This window comes from Pseudomonas sp. I8001, from assembly GCF_013385345.1.
In the GTDB taxonomy this organism is placed as follows: domain Bacteria; phylum Pseudomonadota; class Gammaproteobacteria; order Pseudomonadales; family Pseudomonadaceae; genus Aquipseudomonas.
This window is the reverse complement of sequence record NZ_JACAQC010000009.1, coordinates 42,921-65,455: the sequence shown is the minus strand read 5'-3', so window position 1 is coordinate 65,455 and position 22,535 is coordinate 42,921. Positions and strand designations below refer to the sequence as shown.

19 protein-coding genes are annotated in these 22,535 nt (G+C 62.1%); 11 read left to right on the top strand and 8 right to left on the bottom strand.

Annotation, left to right across the window (positions count from 1 at the left end; genetic code table 11):
- The first annotated feature begins 119 nt into the window (after nucleotides 1–119).
- Genes HX839_RS08715 through HX839_RS08695 form a run of 5 tightly spaced genes read left to right on the top strand, consistent with a single transcriptional unit; the run spans nucleotide 120 to nucleotide 5,548 of the window.
- Entirely contained in the window at nucleotides 120–2,174 is a 2,055-nt protein-coding gene (locus tag HX839_RS08715; protein ID WP_177066953.1) for an FAD-dependent oxidoreductase, read from the top strand.
- Nucleotides 2,175–2,212: 38 nt separating this feature from the next.
- Complete coding sequence (locus HX839_RS08710) at nucleotides 2,213–2,971, top strand: transporter substrate-binding domain-containing protein (protein ID WP_177008854.1); 759 nt, start codon at nucleotides 2,213–2,215, stop codon at nucleotides 2,969–2,971.
- A 31-nt stretch (nucleotides 2,972–3,002) separates the two neighbouring features.
- Complete coding sequence (locus HX839_RS08705) at nucleotides 3,003–3,719, top strand: ABC transporter permease (protein ID WP_177040872.1); 717 nt, start codon at nucleotides 3,003–3,005, stop codon at nucleotides 3,717–3,719.
- Nucleotides 3,716–4,426 carry an ABC transporter permease gene (locus HX839_RS08700; RefSeq protein ID WP_003215465.1) on the top strand — a complete coding sequence of 237 codons (711 nt, stop codon included), beginning with the start codon at nucleotides 3,716–3,718 and terminating at the stop codon, nucleotides 4,424–4,426. The genes HX839_RS08705 and HX839_RS08700 overlap by 4 nt, the downstream gene beginning before the upstream one ends.
- 9 nt (nucleotides 4,427–4,435) lie before the next feature.
- Complete coding sequence (locus tag HX839_RS08695) at nucleotides 4,436–5,548, top strand: succinylglutamate desuccinylase/aspartoacylase family protein (protein WP_003215467.1); 1,113 nt, start codon at nucleotides 4,436–4,438, stop codon at nucleotides 5,546–5,548.
- On the opposite strand, the gene HX839_RS08690 is transcribed toward HX839_RS08695, so the two are convergent.
- The 4 genes from HX839_RS08690 to HX839_RS08675 all read right to left on the bottom strand — a co-directional run bounded on the left by HX839_RS08690 (nucleotide 5,540) and on the right by HX839_RS08675 (nucleotide 9,072).
- Nucleotides 5,540–6,106: a tetratricopeptide repeat protein gene (locus tag HX839_RS08690; protein WP_177008851.1), complete on the bottom strand. Its 567-nt coding sequence runs from the start codon at nucleotides 6,104–6,106 to the stop codon at nucleotides 5,540–5,542. The two genes, HX839_RS08695 and HX839_RS08690, sit on opposite strands and share 9 nt — an antisense overlap.
- 225 nt (nucleotides 6,107–6,331) lie before the next feature.
- Nucleotides 6,332–7,615 carry a glutamate-1-semialdehyde 2,1-aminomutase gene (hemL, locus tag HX839_RS08685; RefSeq protein ID WP_003215470.1) on the bottom strand — a complete coding sequence of 428 codons (1,284 nt, stop codon included), beginning with the start codon at nucleotides 7,613–7,615 and terminating at the stop codon, nucleotides 6,332–6,334.
- Between the two features lie 17 nt (nucleotides 7,616–7,632).
- Nucleotides 7,633–8,256, bottom strand: a complete 624-nt coding sequence (gene thiE, locus HX839_RS08680; RefSeq protein ID WP_177020941.1) for a thiamine phosphate synthase — start codon at nucleotides 8,254–8,256, stop codon at nucleotides 7,633–7,635.
- Between the two features lie 18 nt (nucleotides 8,257–8,274).
- Nucleotides 8,275–9,072, bottom strand: a complete 798-nt coding sequence (locus tag HX839_RS08675) for a hydroxymethylpyrimidine/phosphomethylpyrimidine kinase (protein ID WP_003215474.1) — start codon at nucleotides 9,070–9,072, stop codon at nucleotides 8,275–8,277.
- 286 nt (nucleotides 9,073–9,358) lie between these two features.
- Here HX839_RS08675 and HX839_RS08670 point away from each other — a divergent pair, with 286 nt between their 5' ends.
- The 4 genes from HX839_RS08670 (at nucleotide 9,359) to HX839_RS08655 (ending at nucleotide 15,865) form a co-directional block, all read left to right on the top strand.
- Complete coding sequence (locus HX839_RS08670; protein WP_008436587.1) at nucleotides 9,359–11,737, top strand: hybrid sensor histidine kinase/response regulator; 2,379 nt, start codon at nucleotides 9,359–9,361, stop codon at nucleotides 11,735–11,737.
- Between the two features lie 88 nt (nucleotides 11,738–11,825).
- The gene (locus tag HX839_RS08665; protein WP_087693593.1) at nucleotides 11,826–13,478 is read left to right on the top strand and encodes an acyl-CoA dehydrogenase family protein; all 1,653 of its coding nucleotides are present in this window, start codon (nucleotides 11,826–11,828) and stop codon (nucleotides 13,476–13,478) included.
- A gap of 174 nt (nucleotides 13,479–13,652) precedes the next feature.
- Complete coding sequence (gene amn, locus HX839_RS08660; RefSeq protein ID WP_172834544.1) at nucleotides 13,653–15,152, top strand: AMP nucleosidase; 1,500 nt, start codon at nucleotides 13,653–13,655, stop codon at nucleotides 15,150–15,152.
- A 71-nt stretch (nucleotides 15,153–15,223) separates the two neighbouring features.
- Nucleotides 15,224–15,865 (top strand): pseudouridine synthase, encoded by a 642-nt coding sequence (locus HX839_RS08655; protein WP_003215483.1) that lies wholly within the window; start codon nucleotides 15,224–15,226, stop codon nucleotides 15,863–15,865.
- Here the strand turns inward: HX839_RS08655 and HX839_RS08650 are convergent.
- A complete protein-coding gene (locus tag HX839_RS08650) occupies nucleotides 15,860–16,069 on the bottom strand; it encodes a DUF2788 domain-containing protein (protein WP_026077819.1) in 210 nt (69 codons plus the stop codon). The genes HX839_RS08655 and HX839_RS08650 overlap by 6 nt on opposite strands.
- A 228-nt stretch (nucleotides 16,070–16,297) precedes the next feature.
- A complete protein-coding gene (locus HX839_RS08645) occupies nucleotides 16,298–16,777 on the bottom strand; it encodes an Lrp/AsnC family transcriptional regulator (RefSeq protein ID WP_003194418.1) in 480 nt (159 codons plus the stop codon).
- A 414-nt stretch (nucleotides 16,778–17,191) separates the two neighbouring features.
- On the opposite strand from HX839_RS08645, the gene HX839_RS08640 reads away from it, so the two are divergent.
- On the top strand, nucleotides 17,192–18,319 hold the full coding sequence (locus HX839_RS08640) for a DUF6515 family protein (RefSeq protein WP_003215487.1): 1,128 nt from the start codon (nucleotides 17,192–17,194) through the stop codon (nucleotides 18,317–18,319).
- Here the strand turns inward: HX839_RS08640 and HX839_RS08635 are convergent.
- Entirely contained in the window at nucleotides 18,316–19,209 is an 894-nt protein-coding gene (locus HX839_RS08635; protein WP_087693591.1) for a cation diffusion facilitator family transporter, read from the bottom strand. The two genes, HX839_RS08640 and HX839_RS08635, sit on opposite strands and share 4 nt — an antisense overlap.
- 15 nt (nucleotides 19,210–19,224) lie before the next feature.
- Nucleotides 19,225–19,644 carry a hypothetical protein gene (locus HX839_RS08630; protein ID WP_017476229.1) on the bottom strand — a complete coding sequence of 140 codons (420 nt, stop codon included), beginning with the start codon at nucleotides 19,642–19,644 and terminating at the stop codon, nucleotides 19,225–19,227.
- A gap of 250 nt (nucleotides 19,645–19,894) precedes the next feature.
- On the opposite strand from HX839_RS08630, the gene hrpB reads away from it, so the two are divergent.
- Complete coding sequence (gene hrpB / locus HX839_RS08625) at nucleotides 19,895–22,402, top strand: ATP-dependent helicase HrpB (RefSeq protein WP_177066952.1); 2,508 nt, start codon at nucleotides 19,895–19,897, stop codon at nucleotides 22,400–22,402.
- Nucleotides 22,403–22,535 lie beyond the last annotated feature (133 nt).

The following is a 22,535-nucleotide window of genomic DNA, read 5'->3' as shown; positions in this document are numbered from 1 at the left end:
CATCAAAAAGGCTCTGCCCTGGAATACAAGGGTATTAGCGTTTTATCGCCTGGCATTAGTTAACACCGAATTTCTTGTGACGCAGTCATCAACGGACTTATCTGTTCGGGAGTAGCCCTGTGCGCGATCCTCGTTATGACATTTTGTTTGAGCCGGTACAAATAGGCCCGGTTCGCACCCGTAACCGCTTTTATCAAGTTCCCCACTGCAATGGCATGGGCCATGTGCATCCTTCCGCCATGGCACGCATGCGCGGGATAAAAGCCGAAGGTGGGTGGGGCGTAGTCTGCACTGAAGAATGTGAGATCAGCCCGCTGAGCGAGTTCTCTCCCTACATAGAGGCGCGCTTGTGGGATGAGCGCGACATCCCGGCGCTCGCGCGAATGTGTGAGGCCGTCCACCAGCACGGGTCACTGGCCGGCGTAGAGTTGGCATTCAATGGTTACTCGGCCCCCAACCGCTACAGTCGTGAGATTCCCTGGGCGCCCTCCAATACGCCGGTGCGTGGTTATGACCCGGTACAGGCCCGGGCCATGAGTCGTGCCGATATCCAGCAACTGCGCGCCATGCACCGTGCCGCCGCACTGCGGGCGCGCGACGCGGGGTTTGACATCATCTATGTCTATGCCGGGCATGACCTCGGCGTGCCGTTCCATTTCCTCACGCCACGCAACAACCGCCGTACTGATGAGTATGGCGGTGTGCTGGAAAACCGCGTGCGGCTGTTGCGCGAGTTGATTGAAGACACCCGCGATGCGGTGGGTGATCGGTGTGCCGTGGCGGTACGCCTGGCGGTAGACGAGCAGAGGGTCGACGGCCTGTCTCGCGATGGAGAGGGCGCTGAAATATTCTCGATGCTGGCGGACTTGCCGGATTTGTGGGACGTCAACGTCGCCGATTGGTCCAACGACAGTGTAACGGCGCGCTTTGCCTCGGAAGGTTATCAAGAGACCCTCCTGTCGGGGCTGAAGACTCTGACCCGCAAGCCGGTGGTGGGCGTCGGGCGGTTCACCTCGCCAGACACCATGGTCTCGCTGGTCCGCCGTGGCGTCCTGGACTTGATTGGCGCGGCCCGCCCTTCGATTGCTGACCCGTTCTTGCCGAAGAAGATTGAAGACGGTCGAGCGGACGAGATTCGCGAATGCATTGGCTGCAATGTCTGTGTCAGTGGCGACCACACGAGCACGCCGTTGCGCTGCACGCAAAATCCGACCATGGGCGAGGAGTGGCGGCGCGGCTGGCACCCCGAGTCGGTCAATCGTGCGTATCACCCTGGGCGGGCGCTGGTGGTCGGCGCAGGGCCCGCAGGGCTGGAGTGCGCGCGAATACTGGGCGTTCGGGGCATGGAGGTGGCGCTGGTGGACAGCTTGCGCACCCTTGGCGGACGGGTGGCGCTGGAGTCCCGGCTTCCAGGGTTGGCGAACTGGGGGCGGGTAATCGACTATCGGTTGGACGCCTTGAGTCGCCTGGCGACGGTTGAGATTTATCGGGAGAGTCGATTGCAGGCCCAGGACATCCTGGACTTCGCCGCAGAGCATGTATTTATCGCCACCGGCTCCCGCTGGCGGCGGGACGGGTTGGGACGAGCCCTGCGTCAACCGTTACCGGGCCTGGAAAGCCTGCCCGTCATCACGCCGGATGATCTGATGGCCGGTGTCCTGCCGGCTTCACCGGTGCTGCTGTTCGATGACGATCACTATTACATGGGCAGCGTATTGGCTGAGCACCTGGTGGCGCGGGGCGTGCAAGTGATATTCGTCACCCCGGCGGCGGATGTGGCGGCCTGGACCCACAACACCCTTGAGCAACACCGCATCCAGCGCCGCCTGCTGGAGCTGAACGTTACGATCGTCCCGTCCCATACGTTGGTCAGGTGTATGCCTGAAGGCCTTGTCGCAGGGTGCGTCTACACCGAGCGGACACGCTTCATTCCCGCCGCTTCCTTGCTGTTGGTCACCTCACGCGAACCCGAGCAGGCGTTGTATCAGGCGTTGAACAGCGCACCCGAACAGGTGCGCGCGGCCGGGATCGGCACGCTGACGTTGATCGGCGATTGCGTGGCGCCCGGCACGATTGCTGCTGCGGTGTATTCGGGGCATCGAATGGCACGGGAGTTTGATGCACCCGTTGATTCTTTATTGGTCCGGCGAGAGATTCCGCTTATCGAAGTGTAGTCAGTCTCGCTGTTTATTTAATAACGAGGAATACAATAATGAAAAAAACAATCCTGATGTTATTCGCTGTTCTTTTATTAAACACCCCACTGTTTGCCAATGACTATGCCGTCATCCGTTTTGGTGTTGATCCCAATTACGCGCCTTTTGCCTATAAAGATAACAAAGGCACGTTGACGGGGTTCGAAGTTGATATCGGTAACGCCCTCTGCACTCAGTTGCGTGTTCGCTGCCAATGGGTTGAAAGTGATTTTGACGGGCTGATTCCCAGTCTGAATGCCGGCAAGATCGACGCCATCCTCGCCTCAGTGACGGTCACCGCCGCACGAGAAAAGGTGATTGATTTCTCCTCGGAGGTATTTTCCAGCCCCACCGCCATGGTGCTCCGCCCCGGCGCTGAGCTGGCCAAGGGTACGGCTGTTGGCTATCTGCAAGGCAGTACCCAGGAAGTCTATGCCCGCCAAGTGCTCGCCGGGCAGGGCATAAAGATCGTGGCTTATGCCGATCAGGAACAGGTGTATGCCGATCTCGTGGCAGGGCGGCTGCAAGCCTCATTGCAGGATGCACAGCAAGCGCAAAGCGGATTTATGCGCACAGCCCAGGGTGCGGGGTTCGTCCTCGGGCCGCCGATCGAAAGTGCATTGATGCCCTCCAAAAGCGCCATCGGCATCGCCAAGGGCAATCATGCCCTGAAAGCCCTGCTGGATAAGGGCCTCGCGGCACTGCACGCCGAGGGTACCTACGCTCGGCTGCAAGACCAGTATTTTCCGGGTGTGAACATGTTCAGCGGTCAATGACCGTCCTTCAATGGCGAGCGAGAGCGCAAACATGTTGCCCACCTTCACTCAATTCACCTCGACCCTGGACAGTTTTGCGCCACTCTTGTTGGGCGGTGTCTGGGTCACACTGCAACTGGCGCTACTGTCACTGCTGCTGGGGCTGGCGTTCGGCCTGCTCGGTGCTGGCGCCAAGCTGTCCAGGGTCAGGGCCTGGCGCCTCTGCGCACAGCTCTACACCACTCTGATTCGCGGGGTGCCCGACCTGCTGTTGATGCTGTTGATTTTCTATGGGGTGCAAACCGGTTTGAGTCGTCTGACGCAGGAACTGGGCATGGCCTACATCGAAATCGACCCATTCAGCGCAGGCGTACTCACCTTGGGGTTTATCTACGGCGCCTATTTCACCGAAACCTTTCGTGGTGCCCTGCTGGCTGTACCTCGCGGCCAGTTCCAGGCCGCCAAGGCCTTGGGCATGACCTTCAGTCAGGGCTTCGTGCACGTGATATTCCCGCAAATGATGCGGTTCGCCCTTCCGGGGCTGGGTAATAACTGGATGGTTTTACTCAAGGCGACTGCGCTGGTGTCGATCATTGGCTTGGCGGATTTGGTCAAGGTCGCCCAGGTAGCGGGCAAAAGTAGCCAGCAGTTATTGGCCTTTTTGCTGATGGCCGCATCGATCTACCTGTTGCTCAGCAGCGTTTCAAACCTTGCCTTGCGCTGGCTGGCGCGTCGTTACGGCGTCGGTGCGCAAGAGTCGTCACCATGATCGAGTTGATCCAGGAATACTGGCGGCCGTTCATCTATTCCGACGGTCAACAACTTACCGGCCTGGCCATGACCCTATGGCTGACCAGTGCCTCGCTGTGTCTTGGCCTACTGCTGGCACTGCCCTTGTCCATCGCCAGGGTGTCATCCAGATGCTGGCTGCGTTGGCCGGTGCAATGCTTCACCTACCTGTTTCGCGGCACGCCGCTGTATATCCAGTTGCTGATCTTTTATACCGGGATCTACAGCATTGCCGCCGTGCGTGAACAGCCCGTGCTGGATGCGTTTTTCCGTGAGGCGCTGAACTGTACGCTGTTGGCATTTGCCCTGAATACCGGCGCCTACACCACGGAAATTCTCGCGGGCGCCATTCGGGCGATGCCTCGTGGTGAAGTCGAAGCCGCCCGATCCCTGGGGTTCGACGGCTGGAAGCTGTATGTCCACCTGATCATGCCGTCCGCATTGCGCCGCTCATTGCCCTACTACAGCAATGAGGTGATTTTCATGTTGCATTCCACCACGTTGGCGTTCACCGCCACGGTGCCGGATATCCTGAAAGTGGCACGGGATGCCAACGCCGCAACCTTCCTGACCTTTGAATCATTCGGCTTCGCAGCAGCCCTTTACCTGTGCATTACCTTTGCCTTGGTAGGTTTGTTTCGCCTGGCTGAACGGCGCTGGCTGCGTTTTCTGGATGCGGCCCGATAGGAGATCGAAATGCAGACCCACGTGCATGAGTTGTTGGAGGTCGTACCGGGGACGACGCGACAGATTCGCAGTTTTCATTACGGCCCGGCCAATGCAGCCGGCAAGGTTTATATCCAGGCGTCCCTGCACGCCGATGAACTGCCGGGCATGCTGGTCTTATGGCATCTGAAGCAGCGGCTGGCGCACCTGGAGGCAGCAGGGTTGATGCGTTGGTCGGTTGTGGTGGTGCCGGTGGCCAATCCGCTGGGGTTGGAGCAAGTGTTGATGGATGTGCCCCAGGGGCGCTTCGATAACGACAGTCGGGAAAACTTCAATCGTTTCTTCCTCGACGTCAGCCAGCAGGTCGGTGATCGCGTCGAAGCCCTGTTGGCGGATGAACCGGGCGCCAATCTGCAACTGATCCGTGGCGCCTTGCTGCAAACACTGGCCAGCCAGGAGCCGGCGACACAGTTGCAATCCATGCGCTTGACCCTGCAAACGCTGGCCTGCGATGCCGATATCGTGCTGGACCTTCATTGCGATTTCGAGGCCGTGCAGCATTTGTATTTGTCGCCGGATTTCTGGTTGCACGTGGAGCCTTTGGCCCGTTACCTGGGAGCCAGGGCGTGTTTTTTGGCCAAAGAGGCCGGCGGGCAATCGTTCGATGAGTGTTTTACGTTGTTCTGGGCGCACATGCAGGCGCGTTTTCCCGGGCGCTTTTCGGCACCGGGGTTTGCTGTGACTGTAGAGCTGCGGGGTGTTGCCGATGTGGATCACGGACTGGCGCGTCAGGATTGCCAGGCGTTGATCGACTACTTGATTCAACGGGGAGCCATTGACGGCCAGGCACCACCGCTACCGCCATTACTGAATGCGCCAACGCCGTTGGCGGGAGTAGAACCGGTGGTGAGCCCAGTGGGAGGCTTGATTGTGTTTTGCGCGAAGGTGGGGGATTACCTGGCGGCCGGGCAAATCCTCGCCGAAGTTATCGATCCGATCACTGATCGGGTGACACCGGTTGCTTGCACCCGAGAAGGGCTTTTGTATGTTCGATCAGTGCGGCGAATGGCGAGTGCCGGTATGACGATTGCCCATGTAGCTGGCCCGAAGGCGCATCGACAGGGTTATCTGTTATCACCTTGAAGGATCCGGCAGCGGCGAAAACGGCGAGCTGCCATCTGCGCTCTGCAGTTCCTGCAGGTAGTTGCGGAAAATCTGTCCCAGCACTTGGGTAGCCACTTCCAGTTCGTCGCGCTGCATGTGTTCGGCCACTTCGTCGGCCGTGTCCAGTGCATCTTCGGCGCCGTTCACCGCCGCCATTTTCAGCACGATGTACGCCTGGACGTTATTGGCTGGTACGCCTTCGCCGTGGAAAAACATGGTGCCCAGCTGGAATTGCGCCTGCGCGTGGCCCTGCAACGAGGCTTTCTCGAAGTAGCTCAAGGCTTTGTTGAGGTCGCGTGCGGGGTTTTTACTGTCGTAGAAGTACTCGCCCAACTCGTATTGCGCCTGCGCATCCCCGCCATCGGCCTGTTTCTGGCACGCGCTCAGGGCTTCGGCCTGGCTTTCCGGCTGGGTATTGAGGGTGCAACGACCCATCGCTGGGATTAACAACGAGTTGCCGCCTGCCTGGGCATACGCCAGCAGCGGCTGAAGGAGCAACAGGCAGCCCAGAACCAGGGTGCGGCCGGTGCGTTTCATGGGAATCGACTTACCTCTGACGGGGCGCGGGACCCACGGGGGGATCCAATAAGCGCGCATTATGAAATAAGCAGGCACCTGCTTACAAAGTCTTTACTCGTTTTTCTGCTGCGTGGGCAAGTTATCTGCCGGATTGCAGGTGAATTCTCGAAAAAAGACGGAAATGTCTGTAAGCAAAGTAGCAAATCTGACGCCGCCAGGGGCGACGTCGGATTTTTGCGCCGCTTATTTCAAGGCGGCGAAGGCGCGCTCGGCGGCATCGAGGGTCAGTTTCAGCTCGGCATCACCATGGGCGATCGAGGTGAAGCCGGCTTCAAAAGCGCTCGGGGCGAGGTACACGCCACCTTCCAGCATCAGGTGGAAGAAGCGCTTGAACAGGTCGGCATCGCTGCCCATCACATCGTCGAAGGTGACGATGTCGTCGGCGCCGCTGAAGTACAGGCCGAACATGCCGCCCGCCTGGGTGGTCACGAACGGAATGCCGGCGGCATCGGCGCGCTGTTGCAGGCCGTCCAGCAGGCGAGTGGTGTAGTCGGTCAGCTCGGCGTGGAAGCCCGGGCGGCTGATCAGGCGCAGGGTGGTCAGGCCGGCGGCCATGGCCAGCGGGTTACCCGACAGGGTGCCTGCCTGGTACACCGGGCCCAGCGGCGCGATGTGCTGCATGATTTCGCGCTTGCCGCCGAAGCAGCCCACCGGCATGCCGCCGCCGATGATCTTGCCGAAGGTGCTCAGGTCCGGCGTGACGCCGTAGTAAGCCTGGGCGCCGCCGAGGGCAACGCGGAAGCCGGTCATCACTTCATCAAAAATCAGCACTACGCCGTGCTTGTCGCACTGTTCCCGCAGGCCTTCCAGGAAGCCCGGCGCCGGCGGCACGCAGTTCATGTTGCCGGCCACCGGCTCGACGATGATGCACGCCACTTCCTGGCCGACTTCGCTGAGCATCTGCTCGACGGCAGCGATGTCGTTGAACGGCAGGGTCAGGGTATGTTTGGCAAACGCGGCCGGCACCCCGGCGGAGCTCGGTACGCCCTGGGTCAGCGCACCGGAACCGGCCTTGACCAGCAGGCTGTCGGAGTGGCCGTGGTAGCAGCCTTCGAACTTGATGATGCTGTCGCGGCCGGTAAACCCACGGGCCAGGCGTATCGCGCTCATGGTGGCTTCGGTGCCGGAGCTGACCATCCGCACCATCTCCATGGAGGGCACGATGGAGCACACAAGGTCAGCCATCTCGGTTTCCATGGCGGTCGGTGCGCCATAGGAAAGGCCGTGTTGCAGCTGCTGGCGCACCGCGTCCAGTACTTCCGGATGGCTGTGGCCGAGGATCATCGGGCCCCACGAACCCACGTAGTCGACGTAGCGCTTGTCATCTTCGTCGGTGACGTAGGCCCCTTCGGCATGCTTGAAGAACAGTGGGGTGCCGCCAACGCTCTTGAACGCTCGCACGGGAGAGTTCACACCGCCGGGGATGTGTTTCTGGGCATTGGCAAACAGGGTTTCGGAACGGGACATGATCGTGTTCTCTGAATTCAAGATTTTAGAAGATCGTTGAAAGCGCGGGCGCGGCGCGTGACTTCCTGGGTACTGTCGGCACCAAACAGGCCGTGGACCACTGCCAGCAAGTCGGCACCGTGGGCCACCAGCGGCTCGGCGTTTTCCAGGGTGATGCCGCCGATCACGCAGATCGGCAGGTGCAACCGCGCGCGGGCCTGGGCCAGCAGTTCAACGGTGGCTGCCGGCGCGCCGGGCTTGGTGTTGGAATTGAAGAAGCGGCCGAAGGCGACATAACTGGCACCTTCGCGGGCAGCCTGCTCGGCCAGTTCGATCTGGCTGTGGCAGGTGGAGCCGATGATCGCCTTGGAACCGAGCAGCGCACGGGCCGGGGTCAGCGGGCCGTCGGTCTGGCCCAGATGCACGCCGACGCCGAGGCGTGCGGCCAGTTCGGCGTCATCGTTGATGATCAGTTGGGTCTTGTAGCGCGAGCACAGCTCCCGCAGTTTTTCGGCTTCCCGCAGGCGGCGCGCTTCGTCGCTGCTTTTATCGCGGTATTGCAGCAGGGTCACGCCACCGTCCAACGCCGCTTCGACGTAGGCCAGGAACTTGCCGGCCAACAGTTGGCTGTCGGTAATGGCATAAAGGCCACGTAGTTTCATCGGGCAGGCCTCTTGGTGTTACGAGCAGAAATCCAACGGCAGACGACGAGGCACGAATTGCCCCTGGCCGAGTTGTTCAGCGTCACGCAGGGTGCGCCAAGTGTAGTTGAGGGCCGATTGCACCGCGCTGACCAACCCTTCGCCTTGTGCCAACCGACCGGCCAGCGCGCTGGCCAGGGTGCAGCCCGAACCGTGATAACTGCCGGGCAGGCGCTGGCAGGTAAAGGTCTGGTGCGTGCCGTCGCGGCTGTAGAGGCGGTTGTGCACTTCGTGCTCGTCGCCGTGGCCGCCGGTGATCAGCAGGTGCTTGATGAACGGCAGCAGCTTTGCGGCGCACTCGTCCGCCGTGCCCTCGGGCAATTCGGCGAGGATGCGTGCTTCAGGCAGGTTGGGGGTGGCGATCAACGACAGCGGCAACAGCCGCTCGCGCATGGCGTAGCCGACCTCGTCCTTGCCCAGGCTGCCGCCGCCGCCGGCGCGCAGCACCGGGTCGCAGACCACCGGCAAATGCGGGTGCGCCTTGAGCAGTTCGACCACGGTGTCGACCATCTCCAGGGAACCGAGCATGCCCAGTTTCACCGCGGCCACTTCGGAGTCACCGAGCACGGCGTTGGCCTGGGCCAGCACCCACTCGCGATCCAGCACGCGGAAATCGCTGACGTTGACGGTGTTCTGCACAGTCAGCGCGGTGACGGCCGGGGCCGCATGACAGCCCTGGGCGAGCAGGGCTTCGATATCTGCCTGCAAGCCGGCGCCACCACTGGGATCATGGCCGGAGAGACAGAGGACAACGGGGCGAGAGCTGTAGATATTCATGGTGCGCGAGCTTACCACCAAACGCTTTTTGGGTGGCTGTCGGGCGATGGTTGAATTTTTAGCGGAGGCGAAGGTGGAAATGGCTGTTTGCTATCATCGTGAAATACAGGTCAAATGCCCTGTAATGCCCGCTCTAGAGCCTTTCAAAAAATTATTTCAATGGTGTCTTTTGGCCTGTAATGGCTATGCTAGAGTGGATTCAAACCAATAACTGTATCGCCGGTTTACGTCTGCTCAAAAGGAATGGAGGCTTTTGACATAACCGGACAGGTCACGCTGGGGCTCTATGCGCTATTTGCTGATGTTACTGTTGACCGGGCTGCCGATGCTGGCCGGCGCAGTCGAGTTCAACGAGACCACCACGCGGTTGCCCCTGGGCCAAGTGATGCAAGTCCTTGAGGACCCCAGTGGCGCCCTGACCATTGGCGATATCAGCTCGCCGGTCCTCGCCAGTCGTTTCAAGACCCACGACAAAGCCACATTGAATGCCGGCTATTCGCGCTCGGTGTTCTGGCTCAAGGTCGATTTGCATTACCGCGCACAGCGCCCGGATGCCCCGCGCCGCTGGCTGCTGGAACTGGCTTACCCGCCGCTGAACCAACTGGAGCTGTACGAGCCTGACAGTGTCGGCAACTATCGACTGGTGTCGCGCACCGGCAGCATCCTGCCGTTTTCCAGCCGCGAAATCCGCCAGAGCAACTACCTGTTCAAGCTCGACTTCGTCCCTGGCCAGCAGGAAACCCTGTACCTGCGCCTGCAAAGCCAGGGCTCGATCCAGGCACCGCTGACCCTCTGGTCCACCACCGCGTACCTCGAAGAACAGCCATTGCGCCTGTACGTGCTGGGTGTGATCTACGGCGTGTTGCTCGGCATGCTGATCTACAACCTGTTCATCTACCTGAGCGTGCGCGACACCAGCTACCTCTATTACATCCTCTATATCGCCTCGTTCGGCCTGTATCAGCTGTCGGTGAACGGCGTGGCCGTGCAGTATTTCTGGCCGAATAACCCGTGGTGGGCGAACGCGGCGGTGCCCTTCCTGATCGGTTCGGCGGCGCTGTTCGGCAGCCTCTTTGCCCGCAGTTTCCTGCACACCGCGCTTTACAGTCGCTGGATCAACCGGCTGTTGCTGGCCCTGGCGGTCAGCGGCGGGGTGGTGATGGTGCTGGCATTGTTCACCAGTTATGCGCTGGCGCTGCGCCTGGCCACCGCCCTGGCGCTGGTCTTTACCGTGACCATCTTCGTCGCGGCCATCAAGGCCTGGTATTGCGGCCAGCGCATGGCGCGCTACTTCATCATCGCCTGGACCGCGTTCCTGCTGGGCGGTGTAGTCAATACGATGATGGTGCTGGGCTACCTGCCCAATGTGTTCCTCACGATGTACGCCAGCCAGATCGGCTCGGCACTGGAAGTGGCCTTGCTGTCCCTGGCGCTGGCCGACCGGATCAATTCGATGCGCGAGCAACAGGCGCAAATCCTGTTCGACGCCAGCCAGAAACTCGAAGTGCTCAACACGCAACTGGCCCACAGCAACCAGCTCAAGGATGAATTCCTCGCCACCTTGACCCACGAGCTGCGCACGCCGATGAACGGTGTGATCGGCTCCCTGGAATTGATGCAGACCGAGCCGCTGCCAGGCGACCTCGCGCAGTACCATCAAACCGCCTCCGGTGCGGCCCGCGAGATGATGCGCATGGTCAACGGCATCCTCACCCTCACCGAATTGCAGGCCGGGCGCCTCAGCCCGCAACCCCAAGTGTTCAGCCTGCGTGGGCTGCTCGACACCTTGCGCCAGCAGTTCGCGGCCAGCGCCCAGAACAAAGGGTTGGCCTTCTCCATTGATCTGGCAGAAGACCTGCCGGACCGCATCAACGGTGATCCCGGCAAGCTGGCGCAGTGCCTGGATTGCCTGTTGGACAATGCCTTCAAGTTCACCCACGAGGGCTCGGTGCGTGTGCGGGTGGTCGGTGTGCCCCAGGCGGACGGAACGCTGCGCCTGACCTTCATTGTCACTGACACCGGCATCGGCTTCGCCTACCTCGATGAGGCGACCCTGTATCAGCGCTTCTTCCAGCTCGATGGCTCGACCACTCGCCAATACGGCGGCATGGGCATTGGCCTGGCGATCTGCCGGCAATTGATCGAGTTGCTCGGTGGGCGCCTCACCCACAATTCCGAGCCGCGGCGCGGCAGTCGCTTCCAGCTGGAACTTGCAGTCAGCCCCGTCCAGCCAGAACCGGCTGCCGTGCGGCGAGTACCGCAGGCGCAACGCACGCCGCAGGAGTGCACGGTGCTGCTGGTGGACGACAACAGCGTGGCGCAACTGGTGGTGCGCGGCATGTTGCTCAAGCTCGGTTATCGGGTGAAAACCGTCGACAATGGGCCGGCCGCCCTGGCGTTGCTGCAGAGCCAAACCTTCGACGCAGTGTTGCTGGATGTGCCCGAGGGCGGCTTTTCGCTGTGCTGCCAGATCCGTGCGTTGCCCGGCTGTGGTGAGCTGCCGGTGATCGCCTTGAGCACCTCGTTACAAGCCCCGGAACGCGAGCGCTGCCACGGCGTGGGTATCACCGACCGAGTGGCCAAACCGGTACGTTTCGAGGCCCTGCAACGGGTGCTGCAACTGCGGTTGTTGCATATGGTTGAGGGTGAAAGCGCCGCCAATTAGGCGTTTATGCCACTTTTTTAACCCGGGTGACGGTGCTTAACTGAAATTCAGGCCTCAATGAACGTGGCCTTTTTTCAGGAGGCCCGTCATGCACCTGCACCAGTTCGCCGAAACCCACGACGTCACCAACCAGCCACCGTCCCTGGACGGCACCAATCTGTACCGTATCGACTTGCCGCTGCAAGACTGGTCCCGACGCTTCGGCGCCGGCTGGGCCGAGCAGCGCATCGACACCTATGGTGCGCTGGCGGGCGGGCCGCTGATGGAAGCCGGGTTCCTGGCCAACCAGAACAAACCGGTGTTCAACAGCCATGACCGGTTTGGCCATCGCATCGACCTGGTGGAGTTTCATCCGGCCTACCACGAGCTGATGCGCACCGCCGTCGAACACGGCCTGCCGTCGTTGCCGTGGGCCCATCCGCAATCCGGCGCCCATGTGGCCCGCGCGGCGATGACCTACCTGCACAGCCAGGCCGAAGCCGGCACCGGCTGCCCGCTGACCATGACGTTCGCCTGCGTCCCGGCCCTGCGCCTGCAGCCAGACCTGGCTGAAACCTGGCTGCCGAAAATCCTCGCCACCGAATACGACCCGCGCAACGTCGGCATCGCCCACAAGGCCGGCGCCACCATCGGCATGGCCATGACCGAGAAACAGGGTGGCACCGACGTGCGCGCCAACACCACCCGCGCTTACCCGGTGGGCGCCGGCGGCCCGGGCCAGGCGTATGAGCTGGTGGGGCACAAGTGGTTCTGCTCCGCGCCGATGTGCGATGGCTTCCTCACCCTGGCCCAGACCGACAAGGGCCTGACCTGTTTCCTGCTGCCCCGGCACCGCCCGGATGACACCCGCAACGAGTTCTACATCCAGCGCCTGAAAAACAAGCTCGGCAACTGCTCCAACGCTTCCAGCGAAGTGGAGTTTCGTGGCGCGCTGGCCTGGATGATCGGTGAAGAAGGGCGCGGCGTACCGACCATCATCGAGATGGTGGCGATGACCCGCTTCGATTGCATGGTCGGCTCCAGCGCCCTGATGCGCCAGGCGCTGACCCAGGCCAGCCATCATTGCGCTCACCGCCTGGTAGGTGGCCGGGTGCTCAGCGAGCAACCGTTGATGCAGAACGTACTGGCCGACCTGGCCCTGGAAAGCGAGGCGTCCCTGGCCTTGAGCATGCGCATGGGGCGCGCGCTGGACCATCTGGATAACGAACAGGAAGCCAAATTCGCCCGGCTGGTGACGGCGGTGGGCAAGTACTGGATCTGCAAGCGCGCGCCCGCGATGATCAACGAAGCCGCCGAGTGCATGGGCGGTGCGGGGTATGTCGAGGACAGTATCCTGCCGCGCTTGTACCGTGAGGCGCCGGTCAACTCGACGTGGGAAGGTTCCGGCAATGTGCAGTGCCTGGATGTGCTGCGGGCCCTGTCCAAAGAACCGGGCGTATTGGAGGCGCTGTTTGTCGAGCTGGGGGATGGTCATGGCCACAAGCACCTGGCGCGGCATATCGAGCAGTTGAAGTCGGCGTTCATGGACACTCAGGACATCCAGTACCGTGCCCGCCAACTCACCGAGGACATCGCGGTGGCGTTGCAGGCCAAGCTGCTGCTGGAGGCGGGCAATGCCAGTGTGAGTGATGGCTTTATCGCCAGCCGACTGGGTGAGTCGTCGGGCCGGGTCTATGGCACCTTGCCGCGGGGTGTGAATGTGGAAGCGATTGTCGCGCGCTCGACACCTCCTTTTTCCTGAACAAACACGGTCAAAATGTGGGAGCGGGCTTGCTCGCGAAGGCGGTGGATCAGCCAATACATGTGCTGACTGACCTACCGCTTTCGCGAGCAAGTCGAATCGTCGCACCGCCGCTCCCACATTATTGATCGCATTCCAATTCCGGTGTTCCAGTGCGCCAGGGATACAGGCAAGATGAAGGCCTGCAAGTCAGAACACAGGATGCTTACCGTGACCGAAGCTTTTGTTGTCGTTCAAACCGCCGAAGAAGCCGTGGATCGGCTGGCGGCTCTCCATGAGCGTGCCACTGGCGCGCTCAATCAAGCCCTCAAGCGCTACCTCAAAGACCGCGTCGAACCCGACGCTGAACAACGTGCGATGTTTCGCTACCCGGAACTGCGCCTGACCTACCTGGTGCAGGGCGAAGTCCCACAGACCACCCGGGCGTATGCCAAGGTTCAGTTGCCGGGGACCTACAGCGTCACCGTCACCCATCCGTCGGCCTTCCGCAAATACCTGCTGGAGCAACTGGTGCCGTTGATGCACGACTTCACCGTGACGGTGGAAGTGGGCGTCAGCCAGCAGAACATTCCCTACCCGTACGTGGTGGAGCAGGGTGACGAACTGGCCGGCTCCGGTGTAACTGCCGCCACGCTGGCGCGGGTGTTCCCGAGTACCGACCTGTCTGCCGCCACCGATGGCATCGCCGACGGGCTGTACGACTGGGAAAACACCGACCCGCTGCCATTGGCATTGTTCGATGCCGCCCGCGTCGACTTCTCCCTGCGCCGCCTGGTGCACTACACCGGCAGCGACTGGCGCCATGTGCAGCCGTGGATTTTGCTGACCAACTACCACCGCTACGTTGACCAGTTCATCGTGCATGGCCTGGAACAGTTGCGCAGCGACCCGCGCTTTATCCGCATGGTGCTGCCGGGCAATGTGATCATCGACAAGAGCATGGACCACGGCGAAGCGTCTGCCATTGCTGCCGGCGTGGTCTGGCACCGTTATCAGATGCCGGCCTACCACTTGCAGGCCAGCGACGGCCATGGTGTGACCCTGGTGAACATCGGCGTCGGCCCGTCCAATGCCAAGAACATCACCGACCACCTCGCCGTATTGCGTCCGCATTGCTGGCTGATGATTGGTCACTGCGGCGGGCTGCGCCAATCCCAGACCATCGGTGACTACGTGCTGGCTCACGCCTACATGCGTCGCGACGGGATTCTCGACCGGGTAGTGCCGCCGAACATTCCGATCCCGGCCCTGGCCGAAGTGCAGATGGCCTTGCAGCAAGCCGCGGCCAACGTCACCGGCGAGAAAGGCGAAGAGCTGAAAAAGCGCCTGCGCACCGGCACCGTGCTGACCTACGACGACCGCAACTGGGAGCTGCGCTGGGCCCAGGAGCGTCCGCTGATCAACCTGTCCCGCGCCGTGGCCGTGGATATGGAAAGCGGTACCATCGCCGCCCAGGGCTACCGCCTGCGGGTGCCGTACGGCACGTTGCTGTGTGTCTCGGATAAACCGCTGCACAGCGAGATCAAGCTGCCGGGATCGGCCAACGCGTTCTATGAGCGTGCGGTCAGCCAGCACTTGAAGATCGGTATCGAGGCGGTGGATCTGTTGCGCACCGAACTCAACTCGCTGCACTCGCGCAAACTGCGCAGCTTCGACGAGCCGCCGTTTCGCTAAACGGTTGGGATGGTTATTTAACGGTCAGGCCACTAGCATTGTCGGTCCTGACCGTTAGATGTTCCTTTGCCATGTCCCGTCCTGCCCGTCCTGTTTCCCGCCGCCCCGGTGTGAAAAGTCCGCAAACCTCGTCAGCCCCGCGTCGTGTCGCCAAGGCGCCACCGGCCGATCCCAAGTTGATCCTGTTCAATAAACCCTTCGATGTGCTGACCCAATTCAGCGATGAAGGCGGGCGGGCGACCCTCAAGGATTTCATCGACATCCCCGGCATTTACCCGGCCGGGCGCCTGGACCGTGACAGTGAAGGCCTGTTGCTGCTGACCAACGACGGCCAATTGCAGGCGCGTATCGCGGACCCCAAGCACAAGCTGGCGAAAACCTATTGGGTGCAAGTGGAAGGCGAACCGACCGAGGAACAGCTGCAACGCCTGCGCGACGGTGTGGAGCTCAATGACGGCATGACCCTGCCCGCCGAAGCCCGGCAACTGGACGAGCCACAACTATGGCCACGCAACCCGCCGGTGCGGTTTCGCAAGAGCGTGCCGACCCATTGGCTGGAGCTGGTGATTCGTGAAGGGCGTAACCGCCAGGTGCGGCGCATGACGGCCGCCGTAGGCTTGCCGACGCTGCGTCTGGTGCGGGTGCGGATTGGTGACTGGTCGATCGACGGCCTGGACCAAGGCCAATGGAAAGAAGTGCCGGCGCGCTTATAAGGCGCCGGACTCGATCAGGCCGATCACCACGCTCTTGATGATGAACGCGGCAACGCCCAGGCCCAGCACGAAGAACAGGATCATCGAGCCAAAGCGCCCGGCCTTGGATTTCTTCGCCAGGTCCCAGACAATAAAGCCCATGAAAATGATCAGGATGCTGACCAGGCCGGTCATCATCCATTCTTCAAACACGGCGGGATCAATCGAGTTCATCGGGTTGTTTCCGGCTGGGGCAGGGCGCCGATTATACGCCAGGGCAATCGGCGCGACATTGACCTGCGTCGGTCTGCCGCAGACTTACCACCCTGCGGGAACACAGTCAAAATGTGGGAGCGGGCTTGCTCGCGAATGCGGTGGATCAGTCAGCACATTCGGTGCCTGGCACACCGCATTCGCGAGCAAGCCCGCTCCCACATTTGTTCCGCGCTGGTCTTAAGTGCGCAGGTGGGTCAGCGGCAGCTCGGTGCTGTTGAGCACCTGGTTCAGCACAAAGCTTGAACGCACGCTGGTGACGCCTTCGATGCGGGTCAGGTGGCCCAGCAGCAACTTCTGGTAGTGATCCATGTCTGGCACCACCACTTTCAGCTGATAGTCGGCGTCCATCCCGGTCACCAGGCTGCATTCCAGCACTTGCGGCAAGGTGCGGATGGCCGCTTCGAAGTTCTCGAAACGTTCGGGGGTGTGTCGGTCCATGCCGATCAGCACGTAGGCCGTGAGACTCAGGCCGAGCATCTTGCGGTCGAGCAAGGCGACCTGGCGGGCGATGTAGCCGTCGTCTTCGAGTTGCTTGACCCGGCGTGAGCACGGCGAAGGCGACAGGCCGATGCGCTCGGCCAACTCCTGGTTGGAGATCCTCGCGTCGCGCTGCAATTCCGCCAAAATACTCAGGTCGTATCGGTCAAGTTTGCTCATGGGGCTGGCCTTTGTCGTAACTATTGCGGTGAATTATCTATCCAGGGTTAAAAATTGCGCAAGCACTGTTTATTGACGCAATCTTCGCAATCATCTGCCCGAGGCCGAGGCGTAGAGTTATCAACAGAATCACTGCCCGGACATACAGTCCACTGCAGCCCGCCAATAAGGCCGGCTGCGGCCGCCAACCCCACAGGGTTGCCCCGGCCCCCGGGCTGCACACTGTCCACAAGACGGCGTGAGGTGAGCCAACGTCAAAAGCGTTGAGCCAGGACGAAGTTCTCAAGGGGCGACCGACGGGTCGCCCCTTTTTATTGCCTGCGAAAATACTTCTCGTGACTGATAACCTCTCGCAGAACCGGGCCCCGGTTTTCCAGTCTTACGTGTAGGCCCTAATCCGCAGTGAGGAATAGCATGAAGCGCATCTGGCGTTTGGCAGGTGTTGGTTTGCTGATGATGAGCGTTGGTGCGCAAGTGATGGCCGACGACCCGCCACGCCAGGAAGGCGGTGGTCAGCATGAAAGAGGCCCGGAAGGGCATCCAGGCAATAATCAGCCTCGGCCGCAGAACAACCAACCGCGACCACAAAATAGTCAACCGCGCCCTGTAGCCCCTCGGCCCGAGAACAATCAGCCGCGTCCGCAGAATCAGCATTTCGAAAACAATCAGCCACGACCGCAGAACCAGAACATTGAGCGCCCGAACGGAGGTGGCCAGTGGCAAGGTCGCCCGCAAGGCAATCAACAGCAACCTCCGCACCCGGCGCCGCAGCCGGCCAATAACCTGCCGATCCAGGGTCGCCCGGACACCGTGCGCCAGACCCAGGAACCGCGTCCCGGCAATTACCAGGACATCCCGCGTCGCAACGACGGCAACCAGCATTGGCAGGCCGGCAATGGCGGCCAGGGTGGCCCGGGCCGGCCCGGCTTCAACGGGGGTAACGGCGGTGGCAATAACCACCCCAACGATCACCGCTGGCCAGGTCGCCCCGACGGGCACGGCAATGGCTGGGGGCCCGGCCCGCAATACCGTCCGGGTTATATCGTCGATCGCTTCCCCGACCGCAATTACCGCGTGCCGTATCGCGGCCAGGACTACTTCTTCTCGGGTGGCTACTGGTATCGCCCGCAAGGCCCGCGCTATGTCGTCGTGACGCCGCCTTACGGGATTCGCGTGCAATACCTGCCCGACTACGCGCGGGAAGTGTGGGTGGGCAGTGCGCTGTTCTTCCTCGCCGCCGGTGCCTATTACACCTACGAAGAAAGCAGCCAGCAGTACGTTGTGGTGCAGCCGCCGCCCGCCGCGCCAGCGCCGCAACCCGTGCCCCAGGGCAATGGTTATGACGTGGTGGCTTACCCGGCCAACGGCCAGTCACCGGCGCAGGTCCAGCAGGACGGTTACGACTGCTATCGCTGGGCCGTGCAACAAAGTGGCTTTGACCCAAGGACCGTCACCTACGCCCCCGACCCGGCCGTGGTGCAAACCTACCGCCAGGCCCAGGGCAACTGCCTGAGCAGTCGCGGGTATCAGGTGCAGTACTAGGCCTTCGCGCCCTTGACCACTTCCTGCGGGTCGGCGTGCACCAGCACTTCGGCTCGCGGGTAGGCGTTGTGGATGGCATCGGCGGCTTGATCGCTGATGCCGTGGGCCACGGACAAACTCAATTCCCCCGGTAACTCCAGGTGCAACTGCACGAACCAGTGGCTGCCGGAAATCCGCGTGCGCAGGTCATGGGCACCCAATACACCGGGCACGCTGCACGCCAGTTCCAGCATGTGCTGGCTGACATCCGGCGGCAGTTCCTCGTCCATCAGTACCGAAAAACTTTCCCGGGCGATCTGGATGGCGCTCCACAAAATGTAGGCCGCGATGCCCAGCCCGAACCAGGCGTCCACCTGATGAAAACCAAACGCCGCCAGCACCAGCGCCACCAGGATGCTGCCGTTGAGCATCATGTCTGAGCGATAGTGCAGCGAGTCGGCGCGGATGGCGTTGGAGCCGGTTTCGCGGATCACCCGGTATTGCAGGATCAGCAGCGCCGCCGTCAACGCCAGGGACAGAACGATCACGCCAATACTCAGCCATGGCGCGCCCACAGGTTCCGGATGCTGCAAACGCTGGAACGCCTGGAAGGCGATCAACACCGCACTGCCGGCGATGAACAACGCCTGGGCCATGCCCGACAGGGATTCCGCCTTGCCATGGCCATAACGATGATCGTCATCCGCCGGGCGCAACGCATAGTGCACGGCCAGCAAATTCAGCAGCGAGGTGACGCCGTCGAGCAGCGAGTCGGTCAGCCCGGCGAGCATGCTCACCGAGCCGCTGAGCCACCAGGCGATGGCCTTGGTCACAATCAGCACACAGGCCACGCCGACGGAAGCGCGGGTGGCCAGGCGCAACAGCCGGGCGTGTTCGGGACTGGTGGTCATGGGGCGGGTCAGTCCTTAAGCGGCGGGTTGCAGGCCCAGGGTGGCGAGTTGTTGCACGCTGCCCTTGAACTGGATCATGCGCGGGTCGTCCAGCGGCAGGTTATGCCCGGTTTCTTTCTGGATGATGGTTTGCAGCTTGGCGTTGTCGACCTTGCCGTCGGCGCCGATGGCTTGCTGGAGTTTTTCCGGAGCTACCTGGGCGGTTTTGCCCGGCTCGAAGTAGATCGCGCCGGTGGCGAAGTCGACACCAAAGGCGATCAGGCCCGGGATCACGTAGAACAGCAGGCCGACCGCATCGAGCACGGCAATTGCCGGGTCGATCTTGCCGTCGATCTGGCCCCGGCGGTCGGGGTAGAAAATCGAGCCGCAGGCCGTCAACTGGCTCAGCAGGGTGACGGCCAGAACACCGCCGATGACACGGGAAGCAACACGCATGGGACTCTCCTTGAACATAATGAAAGTGACTATAAGCCAGTCTACAAGGCGACGATGATCAAGTGTGGGAGCTGGCTTGCCTGCGATGGCGGTGGTTCAGTATCAGGGGTGTTGGCTGACACACCGCTATCGCAGGCAGGCCAGCTCCCACCTTTGACCGCATTCCAGTCAGTACGGGGCCGTGTCGTTGAGACCACCACCGACACCCGGCAGTTCGCCGTTATACTCGCCGCTCTGCTTTGGAGCCAGTATGAATTCGTTGCCAATCGATGATGTTTTACCCGCCCTGCGTGACGCCCTGGCGACGCGCCATGAAGCCGTGCTCGAAGCACCGCCCGGCGCCGGTAAAACCACACGAGTGCCATTGGCGCTGTTGAATGAACCCTGGCTGGCCGGGCAAACCATCCTGATGCTCGAGCCCCGCCGCCTGGCCGCCCGTGCAGCGGCAGAAAGGCTGGCCAGCGAGTTGGGGGAAAAGGTCGGCGAAACCGTTGGCTACCGCATTCGCCTGGACAGTAAGGTCGGCCCCAACACCCGCATCGAAGTGGTCACCGAAGGCATCCTCACTCGGCGTCTGCAGGATGACCCGGCACTCGACGGCGTGGGTTTGTTGATCTTCGACGAGTTCCACGAACGCAGCCTGGACGCCGATCTGGCGCTGGCCCTTAGTCTCAATGGTCGAGACCTGTTTCGCGACGAGCAGCCACTGAAGATTTTGCTGATGTCCGCCACCCTGGAAGGCGAGCGCCTGGCCGGGTTGCTGGACGACGCGCCGATCCTGCGCAGCGAAGGGCGCATGTACCCGGTGCAGATGCGCTGGGGCCGGCCATTCCAGCCCGGTGAATTTATCGAACCGCGGTTGGTGCAGACCATCCTTGAAGCCTTGCATGATGAAACCGGCAGCGTGCTGGTGTTCCTGCCGGGGCAGGCCGAGATTCGTCGGGTTAATCAGCAATTGGCTGACGCGCTGGGCGATAACCCCGATGTGCTGCTATGCCCGCTGCACGGCGAACTGGACCTGGCCGCCCAGCGCGCCGCCATCGACCCGGCGCCCGCCGGCCAGCGCAAAGTGGTGCTGGCCACCAACATTGCCGAGACCAGCCTGACCATCAACGGCGTGCGCGTGGTGATCGACGCCGGGTTGGCGCGGGTCCCGCGTTTCGACCCGGGCAGCGGCATGACCCGTCTCGACACCCAGCGCATCTCTCGCGCCAGCGCCACCCAGCGTGCCGGCCGGGCAGGGCGACTGGAGCCGGGGGTGTGTTATCGGTTGTGGTCCGAGGACCAGCATGAAGGGCTGGCGGCGTATTCCAGTGCGGAAATTCTCTCGGCGGATCTTTCCGGTTTGGCCCTGCAATTGGGCCGCTGGGGCGTGGCGCCGACGCAGTTGGTATGGCTCGACGTTCCGCCCACCGCGGCTTATGCACAGGCCCAGGATTTGCTCGAGCGCCTCGGAGCGTTGAGCGATACCAAGCTGACCGCCCACGGCCAGAAAATGGCCGGGTTGCCGGCGCACCCGCGAATCGCTCATTTGCTGCTGCGTGGTCAGGATCTGGGCCTGGCGAGCATGGCCTGTGACGTGGCGGCACTGTTGGGTGAGCGCGATATCCTGCGTGGTGCCGGTGCGGATTTGCACAGCCGCCTGGCCCTGTTATCCGGTGAAGAAAAGGCCCGTGGCACCCAGGGCGGTGTGCAGCGTGCCCGCCAACTGGCGCGGCAATACCGTGGCTATTTAAGAGGCAAGGCAGAGCAGCCGGTGGCTGATCCCGATCATCCGCGCTGGCTCGGTGCCTTGCTGGCGCTGGCCTACCCGGACCGCGTCGCCCAGCAACGGCGGGCGGGCGGTGCCGAATACCGCCTCGCCAACGGCCGTGCCGCGTTGTTCGCCGAAGCCGACAGCCTGATGAAACAACCCTGGCTGGTGATTGCCGATCTGGGCAGCCGCCAGGGCCAGCGTGAAGAACGGATTTACCTCGCGGCGGATTTTGATCCGGCGCTGTTCGACTCGGTGTTGGCCGAGCAGGTGCGTAATGTCGACCAGCTTGACTGGGATGAGCGCGAAGGCGTGCTGCGGGCCGAACGCCAGCGCAAGGTCGGCGAACTGGTGCTCAGCCGCGAACCGCTGACCGGCCTCGACGAGTCCGCCCGCAGCCAGGCGCTGGTCAACCTGGTGCGGCGCAAAGGCCTGGAACTGCTGCCCTGGACCCCGGAGCTGCGCCAATGGCAGGCGCGGGTGATGCTGCTGCGTGGTCTGGATAGCGGCAAGGCCAGTGAATGGCCGGATGTCAGCGACAGCGCCTTGCTTGCCAGCCTGGAACACTGGTTGATGCCGTACCTGGGCAAGGTGTCGCGCCTGAGCCATTTCGCCAATCTGGATATTTCCAGCTTCCTGCATAACCTGCTGCCGTGGCCGTTGCCGGCGCGGTTGGACGAGCTGGCGCCGCACCATCTGAAGGTGCCGTCGGGCTCGTCGGTGCGGCTGGACTACAGCGAGCAGCCGCCGATTCTGGCGGTGCGCTTGCAGGAATTGTTCGGGCTGGCGGACACCCCACGGATTGCCGGCGGGCGGCAGGTGGTCAAGCTGCACCTGTTGTCGCCGGCCAGACGGCCCGTGCAGGTGACGCAGGACCTGGCGAACTTCTGGCGCAGTACTTACGCCGAGGTGAAGAAGGATTTGAAGGGGCGATATCCCAAGCATTACTGGCCGGATGATCCGTTGATTGCTGAACCGACTGCCCGGATCAAGCCGAGAAAGTAAGTACATCGCAGATCTAATGTGGGAGCTGGCTTGCCTGCGATGGCATCACCTCGGTCTGTCGGATAGACCGAGGTGCCTGCATCGCGGGCAAGCCCGGCTCCCACACAAGCCAGCTCCCACACTGTTTTGCAGT